This window comes from Vibrio sp. QJM3NY_15, assembly GCF_057785995.1.
This window is the reverse complement of record NZ_CM173517.1, coordinates 1,753,936-1,767,866: the sequence shown is the minus strand read 5'-3', so window position 1 is coordinate 1,767,866 and position 13,931 is coordinate 1,753,936. Positions and strand designations below refer to the sequence as shown.

Sequence of the window (13,931 nt, the reverse complement as noted above, 5' to 3'; positions counted from 1 at the left end):
CAACCTCTCAAGTATCAAACAAGCCATCAAACTAAACAGGTGAAAAGCCAAGCGACAAAAGGATTTAATACCTTACTGACATTCTACCTATCGCCTTATGAGCGCTAACCATCTTATTAGAACCAAATAAGGTAACGTGTAGACGATACCAATCCGCCCCTTCTTTTCCACTTAACGGGGATCTTATCTGGCTCAGATGTGATACCTGTTCCAAACAGTTGGCGACCTAACAAAGTATGATTTCTTCTGGTATATCAACGGCATTGAGACAGTTCGAGTTCACAAATTCTATAATTGATGCATATCGAACGGAATAAGAGCTAAGAACATTGACCAGAACGTCTATAAATTGCTCAGATTTATCCTAAACTATTGCTATTAAACTATTTGTATTTAGTATTTCAAATCAACAGTTCTGTGAGGATTTCCTATGTGGCAGGCCATTTCTCAACAGCTTTCAGACACCCTTTTATTCAACTTTCAGATTACTGAACGTACTAAGGTGCCTGGCGGTGACATTAACGATTGCTATATGATCAGTGATGGTAATGAACGTTACTTTGTAAAAGTGAATCAGCGGGAATTTCTCCCAAAATTTGAAATTGAAGCTGAGAACCTGCGCCTACTAAGAAATACTTCCACAGTCTACGTTCCAGAGTTGGTGCTGATTGGTAAAACCAAAGAGTGCTCGTTCATTATTCTTAATTACCTACCCACTAAGCCTTTAGAAACAGGCAATAATAGTTATGACTTTGGCGTTCAACTGGCACAATTACACAGCTGGGGTGAACAAAAAGAGTTTGGTTGCGACCAAGATAACTATATTGGCAGTACCCTTCAGCCCAATCCATGGCACAAAAAATGGGGCCGTTTTTTCTCAGAGCAGCGTATAGGTTTTCAGTTGCAGCTTCTGAAAGAAAAAGGCATCGAATTTGGTGATATCGACGATATTGTCGACGTGGTCAATATGCGACTTGCGGGCCACAACCCTCGCCCTTCATTACTCCACGGTGATCTTTGGAACGGAAATGTTGCCAATTCTGCTTTTGGCCCAATTTGTTACGACCCTGCTTGTTACTGGGGTGACCATGAGTGCGATTTAGCGCTAACTGAATTGTTCGAAGGCTTCCCTGAAGAGTTTTATGACGGCTATCAAAGCGTCATGCCACTAGACGTTGGCTATACTGATCGAAAAGACATTTACAACTTGTACCATCTTTTAAATCACTGCAATCAATTTGGCGGTGAGTATTTAGCGCAAACCGAAGCGTGCATTCAGAAGATTCAGGCCGTTTAATATCAATCACAACGGTTGACCAAGAACCATACAAGCAGCCTGTTCGATATAAGCGACTACGATTGGGAAAAGCGATCACGTTTGATAAAGCGGCTGCAATTGATAAAAGTTACAGTGAGGAGAATTCGCCATGCATAAATACACCGAGAAACATGTCTCTTGCCCTCATTGTGGGCACGCCATCAGCATAACGCTCGATGCTTCCAATGGTAGCCAAGACTTCTACGACGATTGTCCAGCGTGTTGCAATGCCATTCACCTCGATATGCAGGTAGATGAAGTGAGAGACAGAATTAACCTCTCGATTGATGCAGACGATGAACAAGTTTTCTGACCAATCATTTTTCGGTTCAGCCCCGATCAAAAAAGAGCACACGATGTGCTCTTTTTACTATTTATAACGATATCTTACTACTCAAACCATAAACCTTGTCGTTCAGGTTACTTCTGATTTGCGAGTACGCGTTCTACGGTATCAACGATAGCTTGTGTTTGAGGGTCGAATTCGATGTTCACATCGTCCCCTACTTGACGGCCACCAAATAGAGTGCGATTCAGCGTTTCTGGGATTAGATGTACGGAGAAACGATTGTCTTCCACTTCACCAATCGTTAATGAACAGCCATCGACGCCAATGTAGCCTTTGCTCAGAACATATTTCATCGATGCTTCTGGTAATTCGAACCAAAGCGTACGGTTGTTTTCCGTTTTAATCACTTCGACTAACTTAGCCATTAGTGCGATGTGCCCAGACATGCTGTGACCACCAATCTCGTCACCAAACTTAGCGGCGCGCTCGACGTTTACTTGGTCACCAACATCGAGTTGGCTTAAGTTGGTTAGTCTTAGTGTTGCTTGCATGAGATCAAATGAGATTTGGTTACCTGAGATTTCAGTAACGGTTAAGCAACAACCGTTATGAGCGACTGAAGCACCAATCGTTAATCCTTCAACCATCTCGTCGTTTAACTCAATGGTATGAGTCTGAAACAACTCTTTTTTGTTGATAGCAACCAGTGTAGCCATGCCTTGAACGATACCTGTAAACATAAGATTCCTATTTAGCATTTTAGTAACAGTTTTTCATAGCAAGTATTGTGACATTTCTTTATGATTCGTCCAGTGGAAGCTCAAGATCAGTGTCTCTGATTCCTTCAGAATGTCTATTCCTACGCTATTATTCTAATTTTCTCTCTTATTTGGAGTTGTTTGTGCATCGTTACAAAGAAGAAGCCTCTAATTTAATCAAACTTGCGACCCCAGTTTTGGTCGCATCAGTTGCACAAACCGGAATGGGTTTTGTTGATACCGTTATGGCCGGTGGCGTAAGTGCTATTGATATGGCGGCTGTTTCGATCGCAGCAAGTATTTGGTTACCATCCATTCTATTTGGCGTGGGTCTATTAATGGCGCTTGTTCCTGTAGTGGCACAATTGAATGGCTCGGGTCGCCAAGTAAAGATTCCATTTGAGATTCAGCAAGGTGCGTTTTTAGCGCTAGTCATCTCTCTTCCAATCATTGGCGTGCTCTTTCAAACGCAACTGATACTTGAATGGATGGACATTGAACAGCTCATGGCAGACAAGACCATCGGCTATATGAATGCCGTGATGTTTGCTGTTCCTGCATTTTTGCTGTTCCAAACTTTAAGAAGTTTTACCGATGGTATGTCTTTAACCAAACCCGCAATGGTTATCGGTTTTATCGGCTTACTATTAAACATCCCGCTTAACTGGATGTTTGTATACGGAAAGCTAGGTGCGCCTGCTCTTGGTGGCGTTGGCTGTGGCGTAGCGACGGCAATCGTCTATTGGGTGATGTTCGCTCTATTATTTGCTTACGTTTTAACATCGAAGCGTTTAGCGAAAATTAATATCTTTGGCACGTTCCATAAGCCACAGTTAAAAGCCCAAATCCGTTTGTTCAAACTTGGTTTCCCGGTTGCCGCTGCAATCTTTTTTGAAGTAACGCTATTTGCAGTCGTTTCTTTATTGGTGGCACCATTAGGCTCATTGATTGTTGCCGCGCACCAAGTCGCGATTAACTTCTCTTCACTTGTGTTCATGATTCCAATGAGTATTGGTGCTGCGGTGAGTATTCGTGTTGGCCATAAATTGGGGCAAGGCAACACAGAGGGCGCAAGAATAGCGACACATGTGGGCATTATTGTTGGATTAGTAACGGCGTTTATGACGGCTGCCCTAACCGTGTTGTTCAGAGAGCAAGTTTCGCTACTTTATACTGAAAATACGGCGGTTATTACCGTTGCCATGCAGCTGTTGTTGTTCGCGGCGGTATATCAATGTACGGATGCAATTCAAGTGATTGCGGCGGGTGCTTTGCGCGGATATAAAGACATGCGTTCGATCTTCAACATTACCTTCGTTGCCTACTGGCTGCTTGGGCTTCCTATCGGCTACGTTTTAGGAATGAAAGACTGGATAGTTGAGCCTATGGGCGCACATGGTTTCTGGATTGGTTTCATCATTGGTCTTACGTCAGCAGCCATTATGTTGGGTATGCGCCTGCACTGGATGCACAAACAAGACGACGATGTTCAGCTAGAGTTTAGTTCTCGTTAATTGCTAACGTAGAACCAGTATAAAAATGAACCTCAAGAGCTCTGAATGATCAGGGCTCTTTTTGTTTCTGTTAACTTCAAGCGCTCTAGTTTGAATACAGCTAATGCCTTAATTTTAATACTCACTCTTTTCTCGAACAAAGCGTGCAAACTTGGGCTTTCCGTTTTGTGTAAAACCGTTATAGCGGAAAGTAATTCGACTGCCGATTTCTGGTGGTGCCAACCTCATCTTATCGCTAAACCCACTCCCAATATAAAATTCAACGCCCTCTTCGGTGTGCACCAATATCGAGCCCATCATGCCTTTGTATTTTCCTGTTCCTCCCTTGTAACCGATAACGGTCGCTTCAGCGTCATGATGTCTTTTTAGCTTCAACAGGTCGTTGCTTCTTCCTGCTTGATAACGACTGGTGATCTTACGAAGCATAATGCCTTCACCATTCTCTTCATCGATGTTGTCTAACTGCTCGAATAACAACTCTTCATTGGGTATTGGGAAATGTTCGATGTAACCAATATGCTTTTCATCAATCACACTCGCCCAATGGAGAATGTTGTAATAACGTTTTTGATAATCTCCAGCAGCACCAGGCATATCGAAAAGCATGAAGTCGATTTTCCGCCACGCAGTATCACTGGGCGTATGATCTAAAACAGTTGATTGAACAATATGGAAGTTACCTCGCCCTGCCCATAACTCGCCTTCTAAGTGAACTTTAGGAAGTTTTGCGACAAACCACTTAGGGACATAAATTCGATTGCCGTTACGCGTGAATAGATGCTCGCCATCCCACAACGCTCTAATACCATCCAGTTTTTCGCTTTTCCAATATTGAGAGACATCGATTCCTTGTTGATAGGTATTTGCTAGAACCAATTGATCCGGTGGTAAATATGATGAATGCGCAGATAAAGCACACGCCCACAACGTTGCTATAGCCAGTTTGGTTAACCTCATTATTCACTCCGTGTTATTCACTCCTTTCATCCTATGTGTTCAACAGAGTTGATATCAGGAATTAAATTAACGATGCGATCCAAACGTCAACATTATTCAACCCTTGATTTCATTCATCAGATTAATACCTAGTAGCTCTCAAAAATTCACTCATTTTTAGTTCTCATATTGAGAAGTCATGTTTCTCAATATGACACCTGAACAGCCAATCAATCTAACCCATTGATAATAAAAGATATAAAAGTTGGCACATTCAGTGCAGTTGTAAACACATGCATTCAAGGAGATAACATTATGGAATTACGTAAAATTGACTTAAACACTACGACACTGACTCTTTCTATTTTTGGTGATTTAGACGCAGCAGGTAGTCGAGATGCTCAAACTGACATCGATGATGTTATTTCGAACGACGGTCATCAAGAAATCGAAGTAGATTTCAGCCAAGTACAGTTTCTTGATTCATCAGGTGTGGGCGCAATCGTCTACATGTTTAAACGTCTTACAGAACGTGAAAGAAATATGCGTTTAGAAAACGTTTCAGGACAACCTCTAGAAATCATGAACTTACTTCGTATTGGTCACGCAATCCCTGTTAACTCAAAAAGTCCTGCTAATTAAAAAAGATCCACTAAGCTAGAAGTAAGTATCTAAAAATAATAATAAAAAGAAAAAACAAAGGACGTTGGCATGAAATTACTTAAAAACTACATAGCCCTTTCTCTGTCTGCTCTAGTTCTGGGTTGCACAAGCTATCCAGAGCAAGGCACAGGCGGTTTGGCTGAAAGCTACGACTCACTTAATTATCAGAATTCCGACTTCTCACCTGTCATGCCTGACGAACCTCTTGGTCCTGAACATGGACTACGTTTTGATTGGCAACTCGCAAAATTGCATTTAGATGCGTTAATTCAAGAAGGTGCGCGTTGGTGCTTCCCTGCAGCTGTCGTTCAGGCCATTGAAAAACAAAACCGAATTGCTCGTGAACTACAAGGTGGTCTTTTGTTAGATGCAGCCAATGACCTTGTTATTCAAAGAAAGCGTCTCAACGAACTCGAAGTTCAACTCGACTACGTGACCTCTCAAGCGCGTTGTGAACCACCGAAGAACGAAAACCAATTTCGCATGCAGTTGTCTGTGATCGAACAACTGTACGACCTACTCAATGTTGACAACCAATTCGCTCAAAATTCGACTGAAGTGAATCCTAAATACATGGGTAAATTGGCCGAAGCGTCTTACATTTTAAAAGAAAACAAATCTTTAGACCTTATTGTTACAGGACACGCTGATGCGGCAGGTTCTGAAGAGTACAACGATAAGCTAGCGCTAGGACGTGCAAAACAAGTCGAACGCTACCTCACTATCTTTGGCCTAAGTCCACAACGAATTAAAGCCGTATCAGTCGGTGAAACGGTGCCACTTTTTGAGGGTGAATCTGACGGAACCATGCTGACAAACCGTCGAGTGAGCATTGAAGTTATCTCGCCTGAGAACGCCGCGAAGATGGGAGGTGCACTATGAAATCACTAGTCACTTTATTCATCACATTCGCATTGTGCTTCGCGAGTTTCGTTCAAGCTAACGACGAATTTTCTGATGCTGTACAGGTCGGTGACCTTATCCAAGTTAATGTTCCTGGTGAAAGCACACTAAATACAGGTTTCCAAGTTGATAAACGCGGGCGAATTACCCTTCCTGAAGTCGGTGCAGTGTTCGTGGCAGGTTACAACAACGAGCAACTAAACAAAGTCGTTCTGGAGTCACTGGCTACGGCATACAAAGATCTGTCAAACGCTTCTGTGTACGTAAAAGAGCAACAAATCATCATCTCGGTACAAGGTTATGTGAAAGAACCGGGCGAATACACGTTAGCGCTAGGTTCAAGTGTTCAAATGGCACTGTACGCTGCGGGCGGTTTACGTTCAGGTGCACAGTTAGACAAACTGATCCTAAAACGTGGCTCTGACAAAAAAGAGTTCAACTACAAACGCTTTCTAGACTCAGGTGATGAAGCTAACCTACCGACACTGCAATCGCTTGATTCGCTGTTTGTTCCTGCTTCCCCGCTGGTTGGCAACATTGAACAGGAGTTTGACCCAGCCAAGCTTGCTAACTCTGGCGACAGTGCCGACTCTCGCAATGCCATTAAGGTATTTGGTGAGGTAAACGCGCCAGGTTCATTCACGTACAAAGAGAATACTGATTTAGTTGATGTGCTTATGCGTTCGGGCGGTGTTACTCGCTACGCCAGCGTCGAGCAAATCCGTGTAATCTCTAACAACACACCTACTCTATTTAACCTTAAACGCTACCTAGACTCTGGTGATGAAAGCTTGTTGCCTGTTCTTCGTCCCGGCTCAACCATTTTTGTACCGAAGCAAGAAGAAGAGATTAAGTCTGGTGCCAATATGATTTACGTGATGGGTGAAGTTGCCGCTCCCGGCGCTTTTGAAGGAAAAAGAGACGCTACTTTCATGGATATCCTTGCCAATGCTGGCGGGCCGACTCGATTTGCAGAATCTCGCCAAATACGTGTGATCAAAGCTGATGGCAGAGTGATTAAGTTCGATTTAGCGGCTTACACAGAAGGCCTACCTAACTCTAATCCACCAAGCATTAAGGCAGGTGACGCTATTTTCGTTCCAGAGAAAACGGACATGAACGAGAAGTCTTGGTTGAAGATTGCGCCAGACAGAGCGGTTAACGTTATTGGCGAAGTGAACCGTCCTGGACGTATTGAATGGTCAGATGAAATGAACTTCATGGGATTATTGGCTCACGTCGGTGGTCCTACGTTACGTGCCGATACATCAAAAATAGAAGTAGTAACGGGTAGAAAGTTGGTTGTGTTCAACCTTGATGATTTCATCAGAAATGGCGCACCACGAGATCAAATGCCCTACATTCGCGCTGGCTCTATCGTTCGTGTTCACGATTTGCCACAAGATCCTTCAGACAATAAATCACAATGGGTTCGTCAAAGCTCAGACGCATCAATCTATATCTTCGGGCAAGTGAATGCCCCTGGTCGTTACCGTTTCACTAAAGATATGCATTTCTTAGACATACTGTCAGCAGCTGATGGTCCAACTAAAGATGCCGACATCCACAATGTTCGAGTCACACACCGTGACAAAACTTACTCTCAAGTCAGCAAACTGAACCTATCACTGTACTTTGAAACAGGTGATGAATCATTACTGCCGAACGTAACCACCGGCGACACCATTTATATCCCAGAGAAAGGTAAAAACTGGTTAGACACGCCGAAAGAAGAAACCGTTCGTGTACTTGGCGCGATTAACAACCCTGGACGTTATGTGTTCAACGACAACATGACCATTTTAGATATATTGGCAGAGGCGGCAGGCCCTACTGATAACGCTTACGTAGAGAAAATTACCATTGTGAACATGTCTTGTTGCCAAGGCCAAGCGCGTACCTTCGACCTTGTTGAGTTCAGCAAAACAGCCAACATTTACAACCTCCCAGTACTGCGCGCTGGTGACACTATCTACATCCCAGATCGCCGAGAGAGCTTTATGGAAAAAGCTCGTGTAGGTCTAGAAGACATACTACGTCTAACAACAATGATCGTCTTAATAGGAGCGTTATAATGACTATTTCAGCAACGCATGCAGAAGTTGAACAACTGTACTTAGCTTCTGAACTGAATGGACAACGCTCTATCTGTGTTACTGCCTGTCACTCGGGTGACGGCGTAACATCTATTGCAACGGCATTAGCGGAACGTTTCCTGTTGGCGGGTCACTCTACGTTGTATGTTGACCTCAACTTGTTCAACTCTGCATTTAAGAATTTGCACATGCTTGAAGAGGAGCAATCGGGTCAGCTTATTGAACACGTTGAATCTCATCGTATGTTCATTGGCGTCCCGGCTCCACAAGTCGCATCAACTCAGCTCGCTTATAAAGACCCAGCAACACTCAACAAAGCGGTGACTCAGTGGTTAGGAAAGTACGACCGTGTGATCATTGATACGTCGCCTCTGCTTAATATCAACAAGGGGAATATTCCTGCTCAATCGGTTGCGAGTGCTTGTGATTGTGCACTGCTTGTTGTCGCCTATGGTGAAACATCAACTCATCATCTAGAGCAAGCGAAGAAACTTCTCGATGCTCAAAGCATTTCGCTGATGGGTTGCGTGATGAACATGAAGAACAACCCAAGCTTCGCTCAAGAACTGGTTCGACAGGTCAACCGAATGAAATTCCTTCCTTCTAAGCTCCGTGACCGCTTGGCAAACAAACTTTATCAAAATGAGTTTTTAAATCTGCCAATGTGATTTTTCCTGTGTCGATTTCCGGCTGTCATTTAAAAGTCGACAGCCACCTATCCTACTAGTCCTAGAGTTAATTCACTTCACACCAAATTTGGTGTTTTTGGCGAAATTATCGTTAAAAATGCGATTTTAAAAACCATTCAACGCATTTCACACATCACAAACATGGTCTTACCACCTTCAAAACCACTCAAAGATCAACAGCCCTGTGCCTAACTTTAGCGGTAATGTGACACAGACGGTTAAAGCACCATGCAAATCGCATCAAAGATGGAATTCGTACGAATATTCCCTAAGATTATAAATAGAGGTGGTTTTTGACGAATTTGTAATAGTTTGACAAAGTTATCCGATGGCTGTGAAACACAGTGGATAAATCGAGCAAATCACACTTTATGCTTTGTTGGTTTATCTATTCATATTCCCTCCATCCCTCCTTCTGCTCAAATGGTTCAAATACACGGAAAGGATCACCATCGAGCAATTTAGTTAGTCAACAGACCTTGATTAGCTTGGTTGTATTATTAAAGAGAAAGGAAACTCAATATGAAATACAAGTTAAGCTCCGTATTTTTGTTAGTTGCAGCAGCCAGTGGTCATGCTAACGCTGGTGAATGTGGCAGCGTAACAATCGCAGATATGAACTGGAACTCTGCAACTTTAATCGCCAACATTGACCAATTCATCCTAGAACACGGTTATGGTTGTGATGCCGAACTCATCCCTGGTGACACAATGCCAACTGGCACGTCGATGATTGAAAAAGGCCAACCAGATGTTGCACCAGAACTATGGAGTAACAGCCTCAAAGACGCACTTGATAAAGGTGTCCAAGAGAAACGTCTCCGCTACGCTGGTAAAGCCCTTGTAAACGGTGGTGAAGAAGGTTTTTGGGTGCCCGCTTACTTGGTTAAGCAATACCCAGAAATGGCAACCATTGAAGGCGTCCGCAAAAACGCTAGCTTATTTAAACATCCAGAAGACCCAGATACATCTGCATTTTATAGCTGCCCAGCAGGTTGGAACTGTCAAATCAGTGCCGGTAACTTGTTTGAAGCTCTTAACCTAGAAGAGAGTGGTTTCACTATTGTGGATCCAGGCTCGAGTGCCGGCTTATCTGGATCTATCGCTAAAGCTTATGAACGTGAAGAAGCTTGGTTTGGTTATTACTGGGCACCAACCGCGGTGTTAGGTAAATACGATATGGTCAAAGTTGACTTTGGTAGTGGCGTCAATGAACAGGAGTTTTTGAACTGTACCACTAAAGAAGACTGTGATTCCCCTAAAGCAACCATGTACCCACCTTCACCTGTTCACTCTGTCACTACAGAAGACTTCGCATCAAGAGCACCTGAGGCTTACGACTACTTCACTAAACGTGGTTTCACGAACGACAAAATGAACTCACTTCTTGCTTGGATGGAAGACAATCAAGCGGATGGTGAAGAAGCGAGTATCCATTTCTTGAGTGAATTCCCAGAAATATGGCACCCGTGGGTCTCTCCAGAAGTCGCTAAGAAAGTAGAAGCAGAGCTGTAATCGCTCTTGCTAACTAGATGAAAATAATAGGAATAAATAACGTCGCTATACTTGATGTTATTCAATATTCGGAGTCCTAAGTTTCAGTCACGATGATGCTATGTGTTATCGCGACTGAAACCGTCTATCTCGCTCGTTATTCAACAGCGACTTAAGACGAACTGAAAGGCGCCGAACTATAAGGATATAAAATGGCTGACAGCAATTGGTTATCAAGCTTTCCTGAAATGGAACGCTCTGATTTGCGAGCAATTAAAAAGGCGCTAGATGGCGCTTACCGCGAATTTTCCCGTGAATACGGCGAAATGATTGAATCATTATTTGACCCTCTTCTTTCTTTCCTTGTTTGGTTTGAAAAACTCCTTATCTCCACTCCGTGGCTTATCGTTCTTGGTGTATGTACCAGCTTGGTGTATGCCGCGAGTCGCTCGTGGAAACTGGCATTAGGGTGTGTGGTTTCATTGCTTCTCATTGGTTACTTTGGAATGTGGGAAGATACGATGCGGACGCTCAGTATCATTACTGTGTGTACCCTAGTTTCAATTTTCCTTGGCATCCCTATTGGTATTGCAATGGCACGCTCTAATCGAGTGCAATCCATTGTGACGCCGCTACTCGATATCATGCAAACCATGCCTGCGTTTGTATACCTTATCCCAGTAGTTATGCTGCTTGGTATCGGTAAGATCCCGGGCCTGATCGCCGTAGTTATCTATGCAATCCCACCTGTTATTCGTTTAACCAACTTAGGTATTCGTTTGGTCGATAAGGAAGTGTTGGAAGCGGCAACAGCGTTTGGTGCGAGTAAGAAACAACGCTTGTGGGGTGTTCAACTGCCTTTAGCGATGCCAACAATTATGGCGGGCATCAACCAAACTATCATGATGGCACTTTCTATGGTCGTTATCGCATCGATGATTGGCGTAAAAGGCTTAGGGCAACCGGTATTAAAATCGATCACCAACCAATACTTTACATTAGGTTTGATGAACGGTTTCGCCATTGTGGCGCTAGCTATCTTATTTGACCGAGCTTCACAGGCTTACGCGCGAAGAACCAATGCGCACCTAGGAGGATTCAAGCATGACTAAACCATTGATTGAAATTAGTGGTCTTTACAAAGTGTTTGGACCAAAGCCGATGTCTGTAATGAACCGTGTGAAAAATGGTGAACACAAAGACGACATATTGGCAGATACTGGGCATACCGTCGGTTTGAAGGAGGTTAACCTCAAGATCAACCGCGGTGAAATCTTCGTTATCATGGGCCTTTCAGGCTCTGGTAAATCGACTCTAATTCGTCACTTCAACCGTCTAATTGACCCGACTCAAGGTAAGATCACGGTTGAAGGTATTGATGTAATGAGCCTCAATACCAAAGAGCTTGAAGAGTTTCGTCGTCACAAGATGTCGATGGTTTTCCAACGCTTTGGTTTAATGCCTCACCGTACTGTGGTTGAAAACGTTGCATACGGGCTCGAAGTTCAAGGCATAAAGAAAGAAGACCGTTTAGCGAAAGCTAACGAGTGGCTCGAAACTGTTGGCTTAAAAGGTTACGGCAACCAGTACCCTGCTCAACTTTCTGGTGGTCAGCAACAACGTGTCGGTTTATCTCGAGCTTTATGTACCAACGCTGAAATTCTACTTATGGATGAAGCTTTCTCAGCACTTGACCCTTTGATTCGAAGCGAAATGCAAGATCAGCTGATTGAGCTACAAGAAAAGCTTCATAAAACCATTATCTTCATTACCCACGATCTCGACGAAGCACTTCGTTTAGGAGACAGAATCGCGATTTTGAAAGATGGTGAATTAGTCCAACAAGGTACGCCTCATGAAATTCTGTTGAACCCTGCAGATGATTATGTAGAAGCGTTCGTAAAAGACGTAAACCGAGCACGCGCGCTTACCGTTGAAACGGTAATGCAACCTCCTCTATACCGCATTACTTCGGAAACCATTGAAGGCGCACTAGCACAAATGAAGATGCTGAAAAACGATTACGCTTATCACGTAACCGATGACGGCTATCAGGGCTTAGTGACCCAAGAAAGTCTTCAAGATGCGGTTGAAGATTCCTCAGTGCACGATTTTAGTGAAGAAATCTACGAAGAAGTGCCAGCGGTGTTGCCTGATGCCGTTATCGAAGAAGTTCTGCCTGATACCATGTCTTGTGATTACTCTCTTCCTGTTGTCGATGAAGATGGAAATCTTAAAGGAGAGTTAGAGCGAAGCGCTGTTGCTGAGATCTTCACTGAAAATAGCGAGGAAGAAGTAGAGACTATCCCAAAGCCAAAGATTGATAAGGCTTCTTAGTTTCTTAGCCCAACGTTAGTAATCTTTTAACTATCTTAAATAACCTAGGCCACTGCATTGAATAACTGCAGTGGCCTTTCTGTTTCCGCCGTAGAGTTTACCCTTGTGTTTTAAAACGCCCGGTCCCAAGTTAGACATCTAAGTTCATATTTCATAAGTAAAAACACCAAAAATCAGAGCATTACTACTATGACATTTTGATTTCGCGCTTAGCTATGAACCAATTAATGCCATAGTTTTTAAGGCAACCAGTTGAAATTATTCTAAAAAATGACTAAAACTTAATAATACTTATGGATATTAGCCTCAAGCTAACGTATTTCCTCAACACACAATGAAAGGATTTAGTGTGAATAATTCGACTTTAGCTTCAGAGACACGTGCTGGTTTGAACGAACAAGCGAATGCGCAACTTGCCGATGCAGAGCTTGTAGACGAGAGCATTTTAGAACAAATGATTCGCGATACGAGTGCAGAGATCATTCCTATTTTAATCGACCATTACGTAGAAGAATCACAAACTCGCCTAACCGCTATTAGACAAGCGGCTACAGATAATGATGCTCAAGCCCTTGAATTTGAAGTGCATACGGTTGGCAGTACCGCTCTTGCACTAGGTAACCGCCCACTGTCCGTTCTAGCACGAACGTTAGAAAAGCAATGTTTAGAACAAAAGCATGAAGACGCGTTTCTTAGGGTCGACGATTTGTTAGAACTCGCAGAGTGTTCGATTAAAGCCCTTTTAGAAAGAAAAGACCAAGGCTTTAGTTAAACTCGTTTTCAAATCGATGTTAGACAATTTTCTTTGTAACATCGCTTTTAAAGATTCGCTTAGATATCGTCAGTATCAGTAATGATTAAAGCCAAGTGCATATTAAAATATTGCATGCGGTAGCTAACAAATACGCGTTATTCGTATTGATGCTTAGATGTC

The 13,931-nt window shown here is 43.2% G+C and carries 13 protein-coding genes; 11 read left to right on the top strand and 2 right to left on the bottom strand.

The genetic code is table 11. The annotated features are described in order from the left end of the window. Nucleotides 1-430: 430 nt before the first annotated feature. Together AC3CKG_RS08055 and AC3CKG_RS08050 are read left to right on the top strand one after the other, a co-directional pair. On the top strand, nucleotides 431-1,297 hold the full coding sequence (locus AC3CKG_RS08055) for a fructosamine kinase family protein (protein WP_017107077.1): 867 nt from the start codon (nucleotides 431-433) through the stop codon (nucleotides 1,295-1,297). A gap of 130 nt (nucleotides 1,298-1,427) precedes the next feature. Next, nucleotides 1,428-1,631 carry a CPXCG motif-containing cysteine-rich protein gene (locus AC3CKG_RS08050; RefSeq protein ID WP_004733789.1) on the top strand — a complete coding sequence of 68 codons (204 nt, stop codon included), beginning with the start codon at nucleotides 1,428-1,430 and terminating at the stop codon, nucleotides 1,629-1,631. Nucleotides 1,632-1,738: 107 nt separating this feature from the next. Here the strand turns inward: AC3CKG_RS08050 and AC3CKG_RS08045 are convergent, their stop codons facing one another. Next, nucleotides 1,739-2,347, bottom strand: a complete 609-nt coding sequence (locus AC3CKG_RS08045) for a riboflavin synthase subunit alpha (RefSeq protein WP_488529195.1) — start codon at nucleotides 2,345-2,347, stop codon at nucleotides 1,739-1,741. 161 nt (nucleotides 2,348-2,508) lie between these two features. Between AC3CKG_RS08045 and AC3CKG_RS08040 the strand changes: the two genes are divergently transcribed. Beyond that, nucleotides 2,509-3,879, top strand: coding sequence for an MATE family efflux transporter (locus AC3CKG_RS08040; RefSeq protein ID WP_488529194.1), 1,371 nt, complete (start codon nucleotides 2,509-2,511; stop codon nucleotides 3,877-3,879). 114 nt (nucleotides 3,880-3,993) lie between these two features. On the opposite strand, the gene AC3CKG_RS08035 is transcribed toward AC3CKG_RS08040, so the two are convergent. Then, nucleotides 3,994-4,836, bottom strand: coding sequence for a DNA ligase (locus AC3CKG_RS08035; protein WP_488529193.1), 843 nt, complete (start codon nucleotides 4,834-4,836; stop codon nucleotides 3,994-3,996). A 294-nt stretch (nucleotides 4,837-5,130) separates the two neighbouring features. Here AC3CKG_RS08035 and AC3CKG_RS08030 point away from each other — a divergent pair, with 294 nt between their 5' ends. The 8 genes from AC3CKG_RS08030 (at nucleotide 5,131) to AC3CKG_RS07995 (ending at nucleotide 13,769) form a co-directional block, all read left to right on the top strand. Then, on the top strand, nucleotides 5,131-5,457 hold the full coding sequence (locus AC3CKG_RS08030; protein ID WP_017105482.1) for an STAS domain-containing protein: 327 nt from the start codon (nucleotides 5,131-5,133) through the stop codon (nucleotides 5,455-5,457). A 69-nt stretch (nucleotides 5,458-5,526) separates the two neighbouring features. Continuing rightward, nucleotides 5,527-6,360 carry an OmpA family protein gene (locus AC3CKG_RS08025; RefSeq protein WP_017105481.1) on the top strand — a complete coding sequence of 278 codons (834 nt, stop codon included), beginning with the start codon at nucleotides 5,527-5,529 and terminating at the stop codon, nucleotides 6,358-6,360. Beyond that, a complete protein-coding gene (locus tag AC3CKG_RS08020) occupies nucleotides 6,357-8,456 on the top strand; it encodes an SLBB domain-containing protein (RefSeq protein WP_488529192.1) in 2,100 nt (699 codons plus the stop codon). Before AC3CKG_RS08025 ends, AC3CKG_RS08020 begins: the two co-directional genes overlap by 4 nt. Then, the gene (locus tag AC3CKG_RS08015) at nucleotides 8,456-9,145 is read left to right on the top strand and encodes a P-loop NTPase family protein (protein WP_065112578.1); all 690 of its coding nucleotides are present in this window, start codon (nucleotides 8,456-8,458) and stop codon (nucleotides 9,143-9,145) included. The genes AC3CKG_RS08020 and AC3CKG_RS08015 overlap by 1 nt, the downstream gene beginning before the upstream one ends. 543 nt (nucleotides 9,146-9,688) lie before the next feature. After that, a complete protein-coding gene (locus tag AC3CKG_RS08010) occupies nucleotides 9,689-10,681 on the top strand; it encodes an ABC transporter substrate-binding protein (protein ID WP_488529191.1) in 993 nt (330 codons plus the stop codon). A gap of 191 nt (nucleotides 10,682-10,872) precedes the next feature. Then, nucleotides 10,873-11,772: an ABC transporter permease gene (locus AC3CKG_RS08005; RefSeq protein ID WP_017110849.1), complete on the top strand. Its 900-nt coding sequence runs from the start codon at nucleotides 10,873-10,875 to the stop codon at nucleotides 11,770-11,772. Next, nucleotides 11,765-12,997, top strand: coding sequence for a quaternary amine ABC transporter ATP-binding protein (locus AC3CKG_RS08000; RefSeq protein WP_488529190.1), 1,233 nt, complete (start codon nucleotides 11,765-11,767; stop codon nucleotides 12,995-12,997). The genes AC3CKG_RS08005 and AC3CKG_RS08000 overlap by 8 nt, the downstream gene beginning before the upstream one ends. A gap of 349 nt (nucleotides 12,998-13,346) precedes the next feature. Then, nucleotides 13,347-13,769, top strand: a complete 423-nt coding sequence (locus AC3CKG_RS07995; protein WP_488529189.1) for an Hpt domain-containing protein — start codon at nucleotides 13,347-13,349, stop codon at nucleotides 13,767-13,769. The last annotated feature ends 162 nt before the right edge of the window (nucleotides 13,770-13,931 follow it).

What these genes read in the sequence shown, in the direction of transcription:
- AC3CKG_RS08005 (WP_017110849.1), top strand. Translation starts at nt 10,873, where the DNA reads ATGGCTGACAGCAATTGGTTATCAAGCTTTCCTGAAATGGAACGCTCT.
- AC3CKG_RS08025 (WP_017105481.1), top strand. Translation starts at nt 5,527, where the DNA reads ATGAAATTACTTAAAAACTACATAGCCCTTTCTCTGTCTGCTCTAGTT.
- AC3CKG_RS08045 (WP_488529195.1), bottom strand. Translation starts at nt 2,347, where the DNA reads ATGTTTACAGGTATCGTTCAAGGCATGGCTACACTGGTTGCTATCAAC.
- AC3CKG_RS08035 (WP_488529193.1), bottom strand. Translation starts at nt 4,836, where the DNA reads ATGAGGTTAACCAAACTGGCTATAGCAACGTTGTGGGCGTGTGCTTTA.
- AC3CKG_RS08055 (WP_017107077.1), top strand. Translation starts at nt 431, where the DNA reads ATGTGGCAGGCCATTTCTCAACAGCTTTCAGACACCCTTTTATTCAAC.
- AC3CKG_RS08050 (WP_004733789.1), top strand. Translation starts at nt 1,428, where the DNA reads ATGCATAAATACACCGAGAAACATGTCTCTTGCCCTCATTGTGGGCAC.
- AC3CKG_RS08015 (WP_065112578.1), top strand. Translation starts at nt 8,456, where the DNA reads ATGACTATTTCAGCAACGCATGCAGAAGTTGAACAACTGTACTTAGCT.
- AC3CKG_RS08030 (WP_017105482.1), top strand. Translation starts at nt 5,131, where the DNA reads ATGGAATTACGTAAAATTGACTTAAACACTACGACACTGACTCTTTCT.
- AC3CKG_RS08020 (WP_488529192.1), top strand. Translation starts at nt 6,357, where the DNA reads ATGAAATCACTAGTCACTTTATTCATCACATTCGCATTGTGCTTCGCG.
- AC3CKG_RS08010 (WP_488529191.1), top strand. Translation starts at nt 9,689, where the DNA reads ATGAAATACAAGTTAAGCTCCGTATTTTTGTTAGTTGCAGCAGCCAGT.
- AC3CKG_RS08000 (WP_488529190.1), top strand. Translation starts at nt 11,765, where the DNA reads ATGACTAAACCATTGATTGAAATTAGTGGTCTTTACAAAGTGTTTGGA.